This window comes from Streptomyces canus (assembly GCF_041435015.1).
In the GTDB taxonomy this organism is placed as follows: domain Bacteria; phylum Actinomycetota; class Actinomycetes; order Streptomycetales; family Streptomycetaceae; genus Streptomyces; species Streptomyces canus_G.
This window is the reverse complement of the sequence record NZ_CP107989.1, coordinates 3,910,906-3,926,807: the sequence shown is the minus strand read 5'-3', so window position 1 is coordinate 3,926,807 and position 15,902 is coordinate 3,910,906. Positions and strand designations below refer to the sequence as shown.

General features: G+C 70.2%; 13 protein-coding genes. 6 read left to right on the top strand and 7 right to left on the bottom strand.

The genetic code is table 11. The features are described 5' to 3' along the window. The first annotated feature begins 68 nt into the window (after positions 1–68). Positions 69–1,049: an ATP-binding cassette domain-containing protein gene (locus OG841_RS17510; protein WP_328640621.1), complete on the top strand. Its 981-nt coding sequence runs from the start codon at positions 69–71 to the stop codon at positions 1,047–1,049. After that, on the top strand, positions 1,046–1,891 hold the full coding sequence (locus OG841_RS17505; protein ID WP_328640622.1) for an ABC transporter permease: 846 nt from the start codon (positions 1,046–1,048) through the stop codon (positions 1,889–1,891). Before OG841_RS17510 ends, OG841_RS17505 begins: the two co-directional genes overlap by 4 nt. A 60-nt stretch (positions 1,892–1,951) precedes the next feature. Here OG841_RS17505 and greA read toward each other — a convergent pair whose 3' ends face one another. After that, positions 1,952–2,452: a transcription elongation factor GreA gene (gene greA, locus OG841_RS17500; protein ID WP_328640623.1), complete on the bottom strand. Its 501-nt coding sequence runs from the start codon at positions 2,450–2,452 to the stop codon at positions 1,952–1,954. 168 nt (positions 2,453–2,620) lie between these two features. After that, on the bottom strand, positions 2,621–3,019 hold the full coding sequence (locus OG841_RS17495; protein ID WP_371566017.1) for a DUF4307 domain-containing protein: 399 nt from the start codon (positions 3,017–3,019) through the stop codon (positions 2,621–2,623). Positions 3,020–3,155: 136 nt separating this feature from the next. On the opposite strand from OG841_RS17495, the gene mca reads away from it, so the two are divergent. Both mca and OG841_RS17485 read left to right on the top strand, forming a co-directional pair. Continuing rightward, complete coding sequence (gene mca / locus OG841_RS17490; protein ID WP_266568629.1) at positions 3,156–4,016, top strand: mycothiol conjugate amidase Mca; 861 nt, start codon at positions 3,156–3,158, stop codon at positions 4,014–4,016. Further along, positions 4,009–4,269 (top strand): hypothetical protein, encoded by a 261-nt coding sequence (locus tag OG841_RS17485; RefSeq protein ID WP_371566015.1) that lies wholly within the window; start codon positions 4,009–4,011, stop codon positions 4,267–4,269. The genes mca and OG841_RS17485 overlap by 8 nt, the downstream gene beginning before the upstream one ends. Before the next feature lie 310 nt (positions 4,270–4,579). Here OG841_RS17485 and OG841_RS17480 read toward each other — a convergent pair whose 3' ends face one another. Then, a complete protein-coding gene (locus OG841_RS17480) occupies positions 4,580–7,783 on the bottom strand; it encodes a tetratricopeptide repeat protein (protein ID WP_328640626.1) in 3,204 nt (1,067 codons plus the stop codon). Positions 7,784–7,933: 150 nt separating this feature from the next. On the opposite strand from OG841_RS17480, the gene OG841_RS17475 reads away from it, so the two are divergent. Beyond that, the gene (locus tag OG841_RS17475; RefSeq protein ID WP_365118896.1) at positions 7,934–9,988 is read left to right on the top strand and encodes a thioredoxin domain-containing protein; all 2,055 of its coding nucleotides are present in this window, start codon (positions 7,934–7,936) and stop codon (positions 9,986–9,988) included. Here the strand turns inward: OG841_RS17475 and OG841_RS17470 are convergent. The 4 genes from OG841_RS17470 to trhA all read right to left on the bottom strand — a co-directional run bounded on the left by OG841_RS17470 (position 9,945) and on the right by trhA (position 13,735). Then, on the bottom strand, positions 9,945–10,703 hold the full coding sequence (locus OG841_RS17470) for a Mut7-C RNAse domain-containing protein (protein ID WP_328640628.1): 759 nt from the start codon (positions 10,701–10,703) through the stop codon (positions 9,945–9,947). The two genes, OG841_RS17475 and OG841_RS17470, sit on opposite strands and share 44 nt — an antisense overlap. 33 nt (positions 10,704–10,736) lie before the next feature. Beyond that, a complete protein-coding gene (locus OG841_RS17465; protein ID WP_328640629.1) occupies positions 10,737–11,369 on the bottom strand; it encodes a TetR/AcrR family transcriptional regulator in 633 nt (210 codons plus the stop codon). Positions 11,370–11,374: 5 nt separating this feature from the next. Then, a complete protein-coding gene (locus OG841_RS17460) occupies positions 11,375–12,919 on the bottom strand; it encodes an MFS transporter (protein WP_371566010.1) in 1,545 nt (514 codons plus the stop codon). Between the two features lie 102 nt (positions 12,920–13,021). Further along, on the bottom strand, positions 13,022–13,735 hold the full coding sequence (gene trhA / locus OG841_RS17455) for a PAQR family membrane homeostasis protein TrhA (protein WP_328640631.1): 714 nt from the start codon (positions 13,733–13,735) through the stop codon (positions 13,022–13,024). A 338-nt stretch (positions 13,736–14,073) separates the two neighbouring features. Between trhA and OG841_RS17450 the strand changes: the two genes are divergently transcribed. Further along, positions 14,074–15,897 carry a phosphoenolpyruvate carboxykinase (GTP) gene (locus OG841_RS17450; RefSeq protein ID WP_371566007.1) on the top strand — a complete coding sequence of 608 codons (1,824 nt, stop codon included), beginning with the start codon at positions 14,074–14,076 and terminating at the stop codon, positions 15,895–15,897. The last annotated feature ends 5 nt before the right edge of the window (positions 15,898–15,902 follow it).

The window sequence follows — 15,902 nt, the reverse complement described above, 5'->3', positions numbered from 1 at the left end:
GTTATGGTGTGTGTCGTGCCTTACCAATCTAGGCTTTCCCAAGAATTCCCGACGACGTGGAGACTCATATGCCAGGCGCCATCTATGCCGAAGGTCTGGTCAAGACCTTCGGTGACGTAAGGGCTCTGGACGGCGTCGACCTCGATGTCCCGGAGGGCACCGTCCTGGGCCTCCTCGGACCGAACGGCGCGGGCAAGACGACGGCCGTCCGCTGCCTGACGACCCTCCTGAAGCCGGACAGCGGCTCGGCGGTCGTCGCGGGCGTCGACGTCCTCAAGCACCCCGACGCCGTGCGCCGCTCCATCGGCCTCTCCGGCCAGTTCGCGGCTGTCGACGAATACCTCACCGGCCGCGAGAACCTGCAGATGGTCGGCCAGCTCTACCAGATGAAGGCGAAGCAGGCGAAGGTCCGCGCGACCGAACTGCTGGAGCAGTTCGACCTCGCCGACGCCGCCGACCGCCCCACCAAGACCTACTCCGGCGGCATGCGCCGCCGCCTCGACCTCGCGGCCGCCCTGGTGGTCTCACCGCCCGTGATGTTCATGGACGAACCGACGACCGGCCTCGACCCACGCAACCGCCAACTGCTGTGGGAGGTCATCAAACAGCTGGTCTCCGCGGGCACCACCCTGCTGCTGACCACCCAGTACCTCGAGGAGGCCGACCACCTCGCCCACGAGATCGCCGTCGTCGACCACGGCCATGTCATCGCCACGGGCACCTCCGACCAGCTCAAGGCCCGCACCGGCGGCGAGCGCGTCGAGGTCGTCGTGCACGAGCGCGAGCACATCCAGGCCGCCTCGGAGGTCCTGCGCGGCTTCGGCAAGGGCGACACCACGGTCGAGGACCACATGCGCAAGCTCACCGTGCCCGTCAACGGCGGCGCCAAGCTGCTCGCCGAGGTCATCCGCGAACTCGACACCCGCGGCATCGAGATAGACGACATCGGCCTGCGCCGCCCCACCCTCGACGACGTCTTCCTGTCACTGACGGGACGTGCGGCCGAGGCGAAGGACGAGGGCAACGACAAGAAGGAGGACGCCAAGTGAGCGCCGTCACCGACACCGCGCGGGTCGCCGCTCCCGGCAACCCCCTCAGCCAGTCCGTCCGGGACTCGCTGGTCATCGCCAAGCGCAACCTGATCCGGATGTCCAGGATCCCCGAGATGGTCATCTTCGGCCTCATCCAGCCGATCATGTTCGTGGTGCTGTTCAGCTACGTCTTCGGCGGATCCATGAACATCGGCGGCACCACGGACCCCACCGTCTACCGCGAGTTCCTGATGGCCGGGATCTTCGCGCAGACCGTCACCTTCGCCACGGCGGGCGCCGGCGCGGGGATCGCCGACGACATGCACAAGGGGCTCATCGACCGCTTCCGCTCCTTGCCCATGGCCCGCGGCGCGGTGCTCACCGGACGGACGCTCGCCGACCTGGTGCAGACGGCGCTGACCCTGTTCGTGCTGGCCATGGTCGCCCTGCTGGTCGGCTGGCGCACCCACACCAACATCGGCGAGGTCCTCGGCGCCTTCGGTCTGCTGCTCCTGCTCGGGTACGCGTTCACCTGGGTCGGCGCCCTGATCGGCCTGTCCGTGCGCACGCCTGAAGCAGCCACCTCGGGCGGCCTGATCTGGCTCTTCCCGGTGACGTTCATCTCGAACGCGTTCGTGGACTCCAGCCGCATGACCCCGTGGCTGCGGCACGTCGCCGACTGGAACCCGTTCAGCGCCACGGTCCAGGCCTGCCGCAAGCTGTTCGGCAACCCCGGTGTGTCCCCCTCCGACGCCTGGCCCATGCAGCACCCCGTCTGGGCCTCGCTGATCTACTCGATCCTGATCATCGTCATATTCAGGACGTTGGCGGTGCGCAAGTACCGCTCGGCCACCGCATGACAGAGCCCCCGGCGCCGCGAGGGCGCCGGGGGCCCGCCAAGGACAGAGGGGCGGCCGGGGTCAGCCGTTGTAGGGCTCGGCCTTGAGGATGGTCACGGAGGCCTTCTTGCCGTTCGGCAGTTCGTACTCCGCCTCCTCACCGACCTTGTTGCCGATCACGCCGGAGCCCAGCGGGGACTGCGGCGAGTACGTCTCGACGTCCGCGCTCGCGTACTCGCGCGAGGCGAGCAGGAAGGTCATGGTGTCGTCCTCGTCACCGTCGAAGGCGATCGTCACGACCATGCCGGGCGCCACCGTACCGTCCGCGGACGCCGGAGCCTCACCGACCTTGGCCTTCTCCAGGAGCTGGGTCAGCTGGCGGATGCGGAGCTCCTGCTTGCCCTGCTCTTCCTTGGCCGCGTGGTACCCGCCGTTCTCGCGCAGGTCCCCCTCCTCGCGCGCGGCCGCGATCTTCGCGGTGACTTCCTCGCGCGCGGGACCAGACAGGTACGCCAGCTCTTCCTTGAGCTTGGTGTACGCCTCCTGGGTCAGCCAGGTGACGTCTTCGCTGGTCTGGGTCACAGGTGCTCCTCGTAGGTACTGGGAATACAAAGCATCGCCCTACCCAGAAGAATGTGCCTTCACGGAAGGGCGAAACCACGAGCCTAACAATTCAGTGGCCGAAGGGGGAGGACATAAGCCATCAGAAATACGTCCGCGCAGGTCAGCGGTCACGTAACGAGGGTGACGTCAGTCGGCGTGACAGCCCAGCAGCTCGGCCGTGGTGCCCGGGGCCGTCGTACGGAGCGTGACGACCTTGTCGATGCGGGTCGCGTCACCGCCGAAGCGGAAGTCGGCCCGGCCCACCTCGGTGCCGTCCGCCGCCTGGGAGCGGATCGTGCAGTAGCCGGAGGTGCCGGAGTCCTTGCGGACCTCCAGATGCACCTGCACCGCGGACTTCTGCGAGTCGAACGTGATCACCTCGGCGCTGATCTTGTTCTGCACGACGTAGTGGTAGGCGAAGTAGCCGATCAGCGCGAGCAGGAGGGCGCCGAGCACGGCACCGGCGATCCGGAGCTTGTGGTCGGCACGCTGGTCCGAGGAGCGGCCGTAGCGCCCCTCGGGCAGCTGAGTGCTCGCCGTGCTCATGATCGTCTCCCGGTAAACCAAGGCCGTGGAATTAATCGCCCCCCGATTCGGTCACTATAGAAGCCGCCGTTCGCACCCGAAGACACCGGGGCGCCGACTTACTGAGGATTGAGTCTTGACTGACCAGCTGCGACTGATGGCCGTGCACGCCCACCCCGACGACGAGTCGAGCAAGGGCGCGGCCACCATGGCGAAGTACGTGTCCGAGGGGGTGGACGTGCTGGTCGTGACCTGCACGGGCGGGGAGCGCGGCTCCATCCTCAACCCGAAGCTTCAGGGCGACAAGTACATCGAGGAGCACATCCACGAGGTACGCAAGAAGGAGATGGACGAGGCCCGCGAGATCCTCGGCGTGGGCCAGGAATGGCTCGGCTTCGTCGACTCCGGCCTGCCCGAGGGCGACCCGCTGCCGCCCCTGCCCGAGGGCTGCTTCGCCCTGGAGGACGTCGACAAGGCGGCCGGCGAGCTGGTGAAGCAGATCCGCACCTTCCGTCCTCAGGTGATCACCACCTACGACGAGAACGGCGGCTACCCGCACCCCGACCACATCATGACCCACAAGATCTCGATGGTGGCGTTCGAGGGCGCGGCGGACACCGAGAAGTTCCCGGAGTCCGAGTTCGGCCCGGCCTACCAGCCGCTCAAGCTCTACTACAACCAGGGCTTCAACCGCCCCCGCACCGAGGCGCTGCACCACGCGCTGATCGAGCGCGGCATGGAGTCTCCGTACGGGGACTGGCTCAAGCGCTGGGACGAGTCGCCGATGCGCGACCGCACCCTGACCACGCACATTCCGTGCGCGGAGTTCTACGAGATCCGCGACAAGGCCCTGATCGCCCACGCCACGCAGATCGACCCCGACGGCGGCTGGTTCAAGGTCCCGCTGGACCTCCAGAAGGAGGTCTGGCCGACGGAGGAGTACGAGCTCGCGAAGTCCCTCGTCGATACCTCCCTCCCCGAGGACGACCTCTTTGCGGGCATCCGCGACAATGCCTGACATGAGCGCAAGCGCAAGCCTGGCAATGACGCACCTCGCGACCCTCGCCAAGGAGGTCGACGAGGACAAGGTCACCCCCGGAGTCCTCGGCTTCATCGTCTTCGCGGCGATGGCCCTGGCGGTGTGGGCCCTGATGAAGTCCATGAGCAAGCACATGAACAAGGTCGACTTCAAGGAGTCCCCGGACAAGGAGGCCTCCGGCCAGGAGACCACCGACAGTCCGTCCGGCAAGACCTCACCGGCCAAGGGCTGAGCCACACGGCGGCGACGGGAGGGGACACCCGAGGCCCCTCCCGTCAGAGCCCGTGCTCGGGCCGGCGGCAGCAACCCTTGGGCCGTGCACGCCGAGGGGCCGAGCGTGCCCTGGCCCGGACCGGCGCCCGGAAAGCCGACACCGCCGCGGGCGCCGCCTCGAAAGACGCCCTCACCCCGCTCGGCGGGGCGGAACGGCGGGGGTCGTACACCGCCGCGCACAGGCACAGGTGCCGGCACCCGATGGCGTACCGATCAGCTGCCGGTACCGATCCGCCCCACGGGCCCGCCGGGCGGACCAACCGCGCAGCTCAGCCCCGCGCCGGGGCCACCGCCACCCCCATGACCTCCCGCGCGTGTCGGTTCGGCACCATCCCGAGCCGCCATGCCTGCCACCCGGTGTCCAGGTTCACGCCCCGCTCCAGCAGCAGTCCGTACGCCCCCACGTACTCGTCCAGTTTCTCGTCCCGCGCCCCGTGCTCCCGGCGGCCCAGTTCCGCCAGTTCCTCCTGGGCGACCGCCGCGCCGATCTCCACGCCGCCCGGCGCCGCGTACGGCAGCAGGGTGCAGCGCAGGAAGCGGGCCCAGTCCTCGCCCCGCTCGTCGCCGTAGGAGGCGAACAGGGCCGCCGCCTCGTCGCACAGGGCGAGGGCCTGGGGGGTACGGCCGTTGCCCGCGTCCACCACCGCCAGTTCGAGGCAGGTCCACGCTTCGCCGTGGGCGACACCGATGCGCTGGAAGTCGGCGCGGGCGTCGACCAGGAGCTGGCGGGCGAAGCCCGAGTTGCGCAGCGAACCCGTCTGCGCGGCGCGTTGGTCGCGGGTGACACGGGCCGAGTGGTGGCGGGCGCAGGCCAGGCCGTAGACATCCCGCATACGGGAGAACATCGTCCGCGAGCGTTCCAGCTCACGGACCGCGAGGTCCAGGTTGCCCGTCTCCTCCAACGCCTGGCCCAGGTAGTAGACCGTCCACGCCTCACCGCGCGCGTCCTCGTTGTCGCGGTGGCGGGAGGCCGCCTGGCGCAGGCCGTCCACCGCCGCCGACGGGTCCCCGGCCACCAGGCGGGCCCGCGCCAGCTGGGTCAGCGCCCACGCCTCGCCCCGGGCGTCGCGGGTGCGGCCGTACAGGTCGAGGGCCGTTCTCAGCTCCGTCTCCGCGCGCGGTACGTCGCCCATGCGCAGGGCCAGCTGGCCGAGCTGGAAGTGGGCCCAGGCCTCGCCGTGGACGGACTCGCCGGCGCGGTGCAGGACCAGGGAACGGCTCAGCAGGTCCTGTGCCTGCGCGACGCGGCCGCGGTCGCGTTCGACCGCCGCCAGGGCGTGCATGCTCCAGGCGCGGTCCGTGGCCAGCTCCGGAGGTGACTGGAGGGCCAGGGCCTCCTCGAGCCTCGCGGCCGCCTCGGTCAGATGACCCTGGTGGTGAAGCGTGATGCCCAGGGAACACAGGGCCCGCGCGGCGCCCGCGTCGTGGTGGGCCTCCATATAGAGGTCGACCACCGAGGTCAGAGTCGTGCGCGCCTTGTCCAGCTCGCCCAGCTGGCGGGCGGCGATACCGGTCCGCCACTGCACCGAGCGAACCAGCAGCCCCTGGTCCACCGCCTGCGCCAACTCGCTGATCTCGCCCAGGCGGTAGAGGTCACCGCGCAGCAGGCAGTAGTCGCACAGCGCACCCAGGAGGTTGAGGACCGCTCCCTGGTTGACGCCCTCCGCGTGCCTGAGCGCCGCCGTGATGAAACTCGACTCGTCGTCCAGCCAGCGCAGCGCCTCGTCGAGGGAGGTGAAGCCGTGCGGACTGAAGCGGTCCGAGCGGGTCGACATGTTGCCGTCGACCAGACGCAGCACGGAGTCGGCGAGGTCGGCGTAGTTGACGATGAGGCGCTCCTGCGCGGCCGTGCGCTCCGCCGGTTCCTCCTCGTCCAGCAGTCTGGCCTGGGCGAAGGCGCGGACGACGTCGTGGACGCGGTAACGGCTGCCGCGGACGTGGTCGATCAGGCCCGCGCGGGCCAGCGCCACCAGGTGCCGGGTCGCCTCCGTCTCGTCGGTGGCCAGCAGCGCGGCGGCCGCGGCGGCGCCGAGCGAGGACCGGCCGGCCAGCGCGAGACGGCGCAGCAGCCGACGGGCCTGCTCCGACTGGTCGGTGTAACGGAGCCACAGGACGCGTTCGACGGGCTCGACCGGGCCGTACGCGCCGAGATCGGTGGCCAGTTGGCGCGGGGAGCGGGGACCGAGGGACGAGCCCGCTATGCGCAGGGCCAGCGGCAGACCGCCGCACAACTCCCTGATCCGGTCGGCGGACTGGGCGTCATAGGGACCGGTGGCCGACTGCGCGGCCGCGTCCAGGAGCTCCTCGGCGCCCGCCGCGTCCAGGGCGTCGACCGGGAGTTCGTGCACCTGGGCGGCGAGGTCCGACGGCAGACCGAGAGGCTCGCGCGCGGTGACCAGGACCAGGCTGTCGGAACGCTCGGGGACGAGGGTGCGGACCTGCTCGGGGTCGGAGGCGTCGTCCAGCACGATCGTCACCGGCAGGCCGGTCAGATGCTGGTGGTACAGCTCGCTCAGCCGCTTGACCTGCTGGTCGGGCGACGAACGCTCACGGAACAGCAGCTGCTCGCGCGGGGCACCGAGCCGGTTCAGCAGATGCAGTAGCGCGTCCCGGGTGGAGAGCGGGGACTCCTCCGGGTTGTCGCCGCGCAGGTCCACGACGCAGGCGCCGCGGAAGTAGTCCTTGAGGTCGTGCGCCGCCCGTACGGCGAGTGCCGTACGGCCGCTGCCGGGCGGGCCGTGCAGGACGACCACCGTGGGCCGGGTCTCGGTGGTCGCGCGCGAGGCCTGCACCCACTGCCGGATGCGGCCCATCTCCGTCCGACGGTCCGCGAACTCGCTGATGGGTTCCGGGAGTTGCCCGAACGACTGCTCCAGCACGCTCCTGCCGCGGGCCGCCGCGCTCTTGTCCGAGCCGCGCAGCCGCGGGCCCGGCTTCTTCGGGCCGGTCGACGCGCTCAGCACCCGCTGCTGGTCGAGGAACGGCCGGATGCCCCGTACCTCCAAGGCCGTCAGCCACTGGAGCCGGAGCTGCTCCGGGCCGCCGGGCTGGCCGATGGCGCCCGCCCGGTGGTGCGCGGCCGGCAGATGTGAGCCGGCCACCTTCACCACGGTCGCCGCCGCGGCCACGACGCCCACGGTCACGCCCGCGCCCAGCGCGGTGCCCGTGTCGGTGCCGAGCGCCAGGTCGGCCACGGCGGCAGCCAGGGCGGCGACCGCCGCCACCAGCAGAGGAGTCCCGGCCCCCTCCTTGGAGTACCGCTGCCTGAAGGTGAGTTGACCGGCCTGCGCCTCGTCCAGGGCGCGCGTGTAGGCCTCGTACTCCTCGGCGGCCGTCTGCGCCATCGCGTCCAGTGATCCTCGGGCCCGCGCGAGCAGGACGGCCCCGTCGACCCGCCCGCCCGAACGCCGCACCTCCTCCTCCACCGCCCGGCCCAACAGCCGTTCGGCTTCCGCCCGATGACTGTCCCGCATGTCACTTCCCCCTCCGGCGGCAACGGCTTTCTTGGTCAAGTGTGCTGCGGACGGGGCATCGGGGCGAGAGGGCCGCACCGGGAAGCTCGACGTCGCCGTCGGGACACGCCTGACGCCTGACGCGCGGGGTACTGCGGCAGGATGGACCCCATGCCGAACCGACTGGCCCACGAGACGTCCCCCTACCTCCTCCAGCACGCGGACAACCCGGTCGACTGGTGGCCGTGGTCGGCCGAGGCCTTCGAGGAGGCGCGGAAGGCGAACAAACCCGTTCTGCTGAGCGTCGGGTATGCGAGCTGCCACTGGTGTCACGTCATGGCACACGAGTCGTTCGAGGACCGGGCCACCGCCGACTTCCTCAACGAACACTTCGTCACCATCAAAGTCGACCGCGAGGAACGCCCCGACGTCGACGCCGTCTACATGGAGGCCGTGCAGGCCGCCACCGGGCAGGGCGGCTGGCCCATGACCGTGTTTCTCACGCCGGACGCCGAGCCCTTCTACTTCGGCACCTACTTCCCGCCCTCGCCCCGCCAGGGCATGCCCTCCTTCCGGCAGGTCCTGGAGGGTGTCCGGCACGCGTGGACCGACCGGCGGGACGAGGTCGCCGAGGTCGCTGGGAAGATCGTGCGGGATCTCGCCGGGCGGGAGATGTCCTACGGCGACGCGCAGGCACCCGGCGAGGAGCAGCTCGCCGCGGCTCTGCTCGGGCTGACGAGGGAGTACGACGCGCAGCGCGGCGGGTTCGGCGGGGCGCCGAAGTTCCCGCCGTCCATGGTCGTGGAGTTCCTGCTGCGGCACCACGCCCGCACCGGTGCCGAGGGCGCCCTCCAGATGGCCCGGGACACTTGCGAGCGCATGGCCCGCGGCGGCATCCACGACCAGCTCGGCGGCGGCTTCGCCCGCTACTCCGTCGACCGGGACTGGATCGTGCCGCACTTCGAGAAGATGCTGTACGACAACGCCCTGCTGTGCCGCGTCTACGCCCACCTGTGGCGGTCCACCGCCCGCGACGGAGTCGCTGATGAATGCAGCGACCTCGCCCGCCGGGTAGCCCTCGACACCGCCGACTTCATCGTCCGTGAACTGCGCACGAACGAGGGCGGGTTCGCCTCCGCGCTGGACGCCGACAGTGACGACGGGACGGGCAGGCACGTCGAGGGCGCCTACTACGTGTGGACGCCGGAGCAGTTGCGTGAGGTGCTCGGGGAGCAGGACGCCGACCTCGCCGCCCAGTACTTCGGTGTCACGGAGGAGGGCACGTTCGAGCACGGGCAGTCCGTCCTCCAACTCCCTCAGCAGGACACCGTGTTCGAGGCCGAGAAGATCGAGTCGATCAGGCGGCGGCTCCTCGACGCACGCGCGCGGCGCCCTGCCCCCGGCCGGGACGACAAGGTCGTCGCCGCGTGGAACGGGCTCGCGATCGCCGCGCTCGCCGAGACCGGCGCCTACTTCGACCGTCCCGACCTGGTCGAGGCCGCTCTGGGTGCCGCCGATCTTCTCGTACGGCTGCATCTGGACGAGCAGGCCCGGCTGTCCCGTACCAGCAAGGACGGTCAGGTCGGTGCCAACGCCGGTGTGCTGGAGGACTACGCCGATGTGGCCGAGGGTTTCCTCGCGCTGGCGTCCGTGACCGGGGAGGGGGTCTGGCTCGACTTCGCCGGGTTCCTGCTCGACCATGTGCTGACGCGGTTCACCGGGTCCGAGGGCGGGCTGTTCGACACGGCAGCCGACGCCGAGCGGCTGATTCGCCGGCCGCAGGATCCGACCGACAACGCGGTGCCCTCCGGGTGGACGGCCGCGGCGGGGGCGCTGTTGTCCTACGCCGCGCAGACCGGGGCCGAGCCCCATCGCGAGGCCGCGGAGAAGGCACTCGGGGTGGTGAAGGCGCTCGGGCCCCGGGTGCCGCGGTTCGTCGGTTGGGGGCTCGCGGTGGCGGAGGCACACCTCGACGGGCCGAAGGAGGTCGCGGTCGTGGGACCCGCGCTGACCGACGACGCCACAAGGGCCCTGCACCGTACGGCACTTCTGGGGACCGCCCCCGGTGCCGTGGTCGCGGTGGGGACTCCGGACAGCGAGGAACTCCCGCTGCTCGCCGACCGGATCCTCGTCAACGGCGAGCCCACCGCCTACGTCTGCCGGCACTTCACCTGTGAGGCGCCTACGACCGACGCGGAGGCGTTGCGGGTGGCGTTGGGCGGTTGACCTCCGCGAGGGCGCCGGCCACGATCGCCTCCAGCTGTTCGTGGTGTGCGCCCTTCCAGTAGGCGCGGCCGCACTCCTGGCACTGGGCGAAGACGTCGTACGACCGTTCCGTCCCGCCCTCCAGCCGGTCCGCCACCTGCTCCTTGGTGGCCTCTCGCAGCAGGCCGTTGCAGGCTGTGCAGCGGGTCCAGGGGCGTAGTTCGGGGCGGAAGCGGTCCAGGATGTCGCGGAGTTGGTCTTCGGGGCGGGTGCTGTAAACGAAGGCGCCCGCCCAGAGTTCCCTGCGGTGCAGCAGGCCCCGGTCGCGGCTGAGCATGACGCGTTTCTCGGTCGCGGAGCGGGTGGCGAGGGCCGGGTCGCCGATGTCCGTGGACTCGTACGCGGTGTCCACGCCGAGCAGGCGCAGGCGGCGGGCGAGGGTGCCGAGGTGGACGTCGAGGAGGAAGCGCAGGGGAGCGCCGGGGATCCGCTGGGGGCGGGCGACGGCCCTGATCTCCACGGAGTCGCCCGCGACGGGGACGTAGGACCTCGGGACCTCGCGGCCGTTCACCCGCAGGGCCCCGACCTCGGTGAGCGGGACGCCGGCCGACTCGACGACGTGGCCGAGGGAGGAGACGCCGTCGGTGGTGAGGGTGGTGGGCCCCCGGCGGCGGCCGCTCGCGACGAACACGGCCAGGCCAGGGGCGAACTCGACGTGGATCTCGGGACCGTTCACCCGGTCAGGATGCCACGGCAGGGGAGAGCGGATTCAGGGCTTTTTCGTCGGCAGGCCCTGGTCCAGGACCTCCAGGGCCTGGTCCAGGAGGTCGCGCATGTCGCCCTCGAAGCCGTTCTCCGCCCAGTACATGGAGACCTCCATGAGGCCGCCGATGAGGGACATCGCGTAGACGCGGACCTGGAGGCTGTCCGCGGCCAGGCCGGAGCGTTCGGCGAGGGCCTCGCAGAGCATGCGCCCGGTCTCCGACATGCTCTCGAGCATCCGGGCGCGGACGGCGGGGACCTGGACCCCGAGGTGGGCCCGGACGCGGATCGCCTCGGGGTCCTCGGCCATGGTGCCGTCGAGTGCCAGGCGCATCACGTGCCGCAGCGAGTCGATCCACGGCTCGTCGGCGGGCCGGGCGCGCAGTTCCTCGACCATCAGGGGGTCGTACTCGTCCGTGAGGACGATGTCCTCCTTGGTCGGGAAGTAGCGGAAGACGGTCGACGGTGACACCTCGGCGCGCTCGGCGATCTGCTCGACGGTCGTGGCGTCGTAACCCTGTTCCTTGATCAGCGCGTAGGTCGCGGTGCGGATCGCCTCGCGGGTCTTGATCTTCTTGCGCTCACGAAGGCCCAGTTGGGGGCGGTCGGCGGGGGAGAGGGGGGAGCGTGCGGCCGTCATGGGGTTCATTGTCGGGCATCCGCCTCCTCGGCAGCCATGTCCGGTGCTGTGGAGGTCTCGGCGGGACGGGGTGTGCCCGGCAGGAAGGCGGCGGCGAGCAGCGCGGCGACGAGGGCCGCGATCCCGCAGACCAGCAGGACGATGCCCATGCCGTGGACGTACGCGCTGTTCGCGGAGGTCAGCAGATCGGCGGAGCCGGTGCGCTGGGCGACCAGGTGTGCGGCGACCACGGACTCCCCGGCGGTGTCGGCGGCCCGGGCGGGCAGCCCGGTGACGTCGAGGCGGTCCCGGAAGGTGCCGGCGAGCAGGCTGCCGAGCAGGGCGATGCCGATCGCGCCGCCGACCTGGCGCATGGTCATCAGGAGTCCGGAGCCGCTGCCGGCGCGGTCGCGGGGCAGGGCGCTCAGGCCCCCGTTCATGGCGGGGATGAGCGAGAGACCGAAGCCGAAGCCGGTGAGGGAGAGCCACAGCGCGACGAATCCGTAGCCGGAGTCCACCGTCGTACGGCTGCCCAGGAGCCCGGCGAAGGCCAGCACCACCAGACCGGCGCTCACCGAGGCGCGGGCGCCGAAGCGGGCGACGACCTTGGGGGCGAGGCGGGAGGCGACCAGCAGTCCGCCCATCATCGGCAGCAGCCGGACGCCGGTGCCCAGGGCGTCGTGGCCGAGGACGGCCTGGAGGAAGGGCGGCAGCACGAACAGCAGGCCGGACAGGATGAAGTTCACCAGGGTCGCGGCGGTGGTGTTGAGGAGGAAGCCGCGGTGGGTGAGCAGGGTCATGTCGAGCATGGGGCGCCGCACCCGGCGTTCGCGCACCACCAGTGCGGCGATCAGCAGGACGGACGCCGCGAGCATGCCCAGCACCAGCGGGTCGCTCCAGCCGCGGGTGGGTGCCTCGATGATCGCGTAGACGAGGGCGCCGAGGCCGGTGACGGTGAGTGCGGCGGAGAGGGTGTCGACCCTGGGGGAGGAGGGGTCGCGGGTCTCGGGGAGCAGGAAGACGCAGGCGGCGATGCCGATCGCGGCCATCGGGACGTTGACCAGGAAGACCGAGCCCCACCAGAAGTGGTTCAGCAGCCAGCCGCCGATGATCGGGCCGAGGGGCAGGCCGAGCGCGGAGGCGGCGGAGACGATGCCGACGGCCTTGGTGCGCTCGTCGGGGGCGAAGATGGTGGGCAGTACGGAGAGCGCGAGCGGGGTGACGAGGGCGCCGCCGACGCCCATCACCGCGCGGGCGGCGATCACCGCGTTCACATCGCCCGCCAGCGCGCCGACCAGTGATCCGGCGAGGAAGATCACGAGTCCGGTGATGAGCATCCGGCGCCGCCCGAACCGGTCGCCGAGGAGGCCCGCGGGGAGCATCAGGGCGGCGAAGACGACGACGTACGCGTCGGCCATCCACTGCTGTGCGCCGGTGCCGGCGTCGAGGTCGGCGGCCATGGTCGGCAGCGCCACATTGAGGATCGTCAGGTCGAAGCCGAGCGTCAGCATGCTCGCGACGAGGGCGGCCAGGGCCCACCAGCGGCGGGGGTCCGGAGTGATAGTTTCCATGAAATGAGAGTAGCTCTCAAAAGCTATGAGCTGTCAATCGGTTTGGGCATGCAAAAAGGGCCACGGCTCGGAAGCCGTGGCCCTCGAAAGGCATGGAACGGTCTACGTGTGCTGGTACGCCACCAGCGAGATGCCGACGTAGTGGACGGCGAAGGCGGCCACGGTGAGGGAGTGGAACACCTCGTGGAAGCCGAACCAGCGCGGTGACGGGTTCGGCCGCTTGAGGCCGTAGATCACGCCGCCCGCGCTGTAGAGCAGGCCGCCGATGACGACCAGGACCAGGACCGCGACACCGCCGGCGCGCATGAAGTCGGGCAGGAAGAAGACGGCGGCCCAGCCCATCGCGATGTAGCAGGGGGTGTAGAGCCAGCGCGGGGCGCCGACCCAGAAGACCCGGAAGAGGATGCCGGCCACCGCGGCACCCCAGATGCCCCACAGCAGCCACTGCCCCTTGCTGCCCGGCAGGAGCAGCATGGTCAGCGGGGTGTAGGTGCCCGCGATGATCAGGAAGATGTTGGCGTGATCCAGCCGTCGCAGCACGCCGTCCATGCGGGGGGTCCAGGTGCCCCGGTGGTACAGCGCGCTGACGCCGAACAGCAGGCAGGCGGTCAGGGCGAAGATCCCGCAGGCGATCCGGCCTCTGGTGGAGTTCGCGAGGGCGGTCAGTATCAGCCCGGCGACCAGTGCGGCCGGGAACATGCCGAGGTGCAGCCAACCGCGCAGCTTCGGCTTGATGGGCTCGGCCAGCTGGTGGGCGTGCTGCTTGATCTGGTGGGGCAGGGAGGGAGCGTCGGCGTCGTGGGCGGGCGGCGTCATGACCGGCATCGTACCTACGGGACCGTAAGTTACGCATGAGTAGAGCGTGAGGAACGGCCAAGAGTGGCCATCGTCTCACGGGAGTTGACCAGTAAAGAGACGGTTCGCTGAACGCTAAGTGCACGCAAATAAACGCGCTGTGCGCACAGTGAGCGTGGCGATCCTCACTCCGCTCACCTGTGATGCCCTCTGGACAGATGGGCGCTTCGGTCGGATGATCAAATGAGTGCGGTCGGCACCGGATGAGCGCCAAGGTCACCACCAAACGGCACGAGAAGCATCCGGGTCGCAGCCCCCACGGGGCCTCCAAACAAAAAATCCCTCATCTAGGAGCAATCGTGGCGCGCGACATCGCGGCTCCCCCCGTCATCCCCACCCAGCACAAGGAACTGATCTCGTGGGTGAACGAGATCGCCGAACTGACCCAGCCGGACAGCGTGGTCTGGTGTGACGGATCCGAAGCGGAGTACGAGCGCCTGTGCGAGGAGCTCGTGGCGAAGGGCACCTTCAAGAAGCTCGACCCGATCAAGCGCCCCAACTCCTACTACGCGGCCTCCGACCCGACCGACGTCGCGCGCGTCGAGGACCGCACCTTCATCTGCTCGGAGAAGGAGGAGGACGCCGGGCCGACGAACCACTGGAAGGCACCGGGGGAGATGCGGGACATCTTCGCCGGCGAGAAGGGCGTCTTCCGCGGTTCGATGAAGGGCCGGACGATGTACGTCGTCCCGTTCTGCATGGGCCCCCTCGGCTCGGACCTCTCCGCGATCGGCGTCGAGATCACCGACTCCGCCTACGTCGCGGTCTCGATGCGCACGATGACCCGTATGGGACAGCCGGTCCTCGACGAACTCGGCGACGACGGCTTCTTCGTCAAGGCCGTCCACACGCTCGGGGCGCCGCTGGAGGAAGGCCAGGAGGACGTTCCCTGGCCGTGCAACTCCACCAAGTACATCTCGCACTTCCCGGAGTCCCGCGAGATCTGGTCCTACGGTTCGGGCTACGGCGGCAACGCCCTGCTCGGCAAGAAGTGCTACGCCCTGCGCATCGCCTCGGTGATGGCCCGCGACGAGGGCTGGCTCGCCGAGCACATGCTCATCCTGAAACTCACCCCGCCGCAGGGCGAGTCGAAGTACGTCGCCGCCGCCTTCCCGAGCGCCTGCGGCAAGACCAACCTCGCCATGCTGGAGCCCACGATCTCCGGTTGGACCGTCGAGACGATCGGCGACGACATCGCCTGGATGCGCTTCGGTGAGGACGGCCGCCTCTACGCGATCAACCCCGAGGCCGGTTTCTTCGGCGTCGCGCCCGGCACCGGCGAGCACACCAACGCCAACGCGATGAAGACGCTGTGGGGCAACTCCGTCTTCACCAACGTCGCCCTCACCGACGACAACGACATCTGGTGGGAGGGCATGACGGAGGAGACCCCGGCGCACCTCACCGACTGGAAGGGCAACGACTGGACGCCCGCTTCGGACGTCCCGGCCGCCCACCCCAACGCCCGCTTCACCACCCCCGCCGCCCAGTGCCCGATCATCGCGCCCGAGTGGGAGGACCCCAAGGGCGTGCCGATCTCGGCGATCCTCTTCGGCGGGCGGCGCGCGAGCGCGGTCCCGCTGGTGACGGAGTCCTTCGACTGGAACCACGGCGTCTTCCTCGGCGCCAACGTGGCCTCCGAGAAGACCGCCGCCGCCGAGGGCAAGGTCGGCGAGCTGCGCCGCGACCCCTTCGCCATGCTGCCGTTCTGCGGCTACAACATGGGCGACTACATGGGGCACTGGGTCGACGTGGCCAAGGACAAGGACCAGTCGAAGCTGCCGAAGATCTACTACGTCAACTGGTTCCGCAAGAACGACGAAGGCGCGTTCGTCTGGCCCGGCTTCGGCGAGAACAGCCGCGTTCTGAAGTGGATCGTGGAGCGGCTGGAGGGCAAGGCCGAGGGCGTCGAGACCCCGATCGGCATCCTGCCGACCAAGGACGCGCTCGACACCAAGGGCCTCGACCTGGCCGACACCGACCTGGAGTACCTGCTCACGGTCGACAAGGAGGTGTGGCGGGACGAGGCATCCCTGATCCCCGAGCACCTCAACACCTTCGGTGACCACACGCCGAAGGAGCTGTGGGACGAGTACCACGCGCTGGTGCGGCGCCTGGGCTGAGTCCC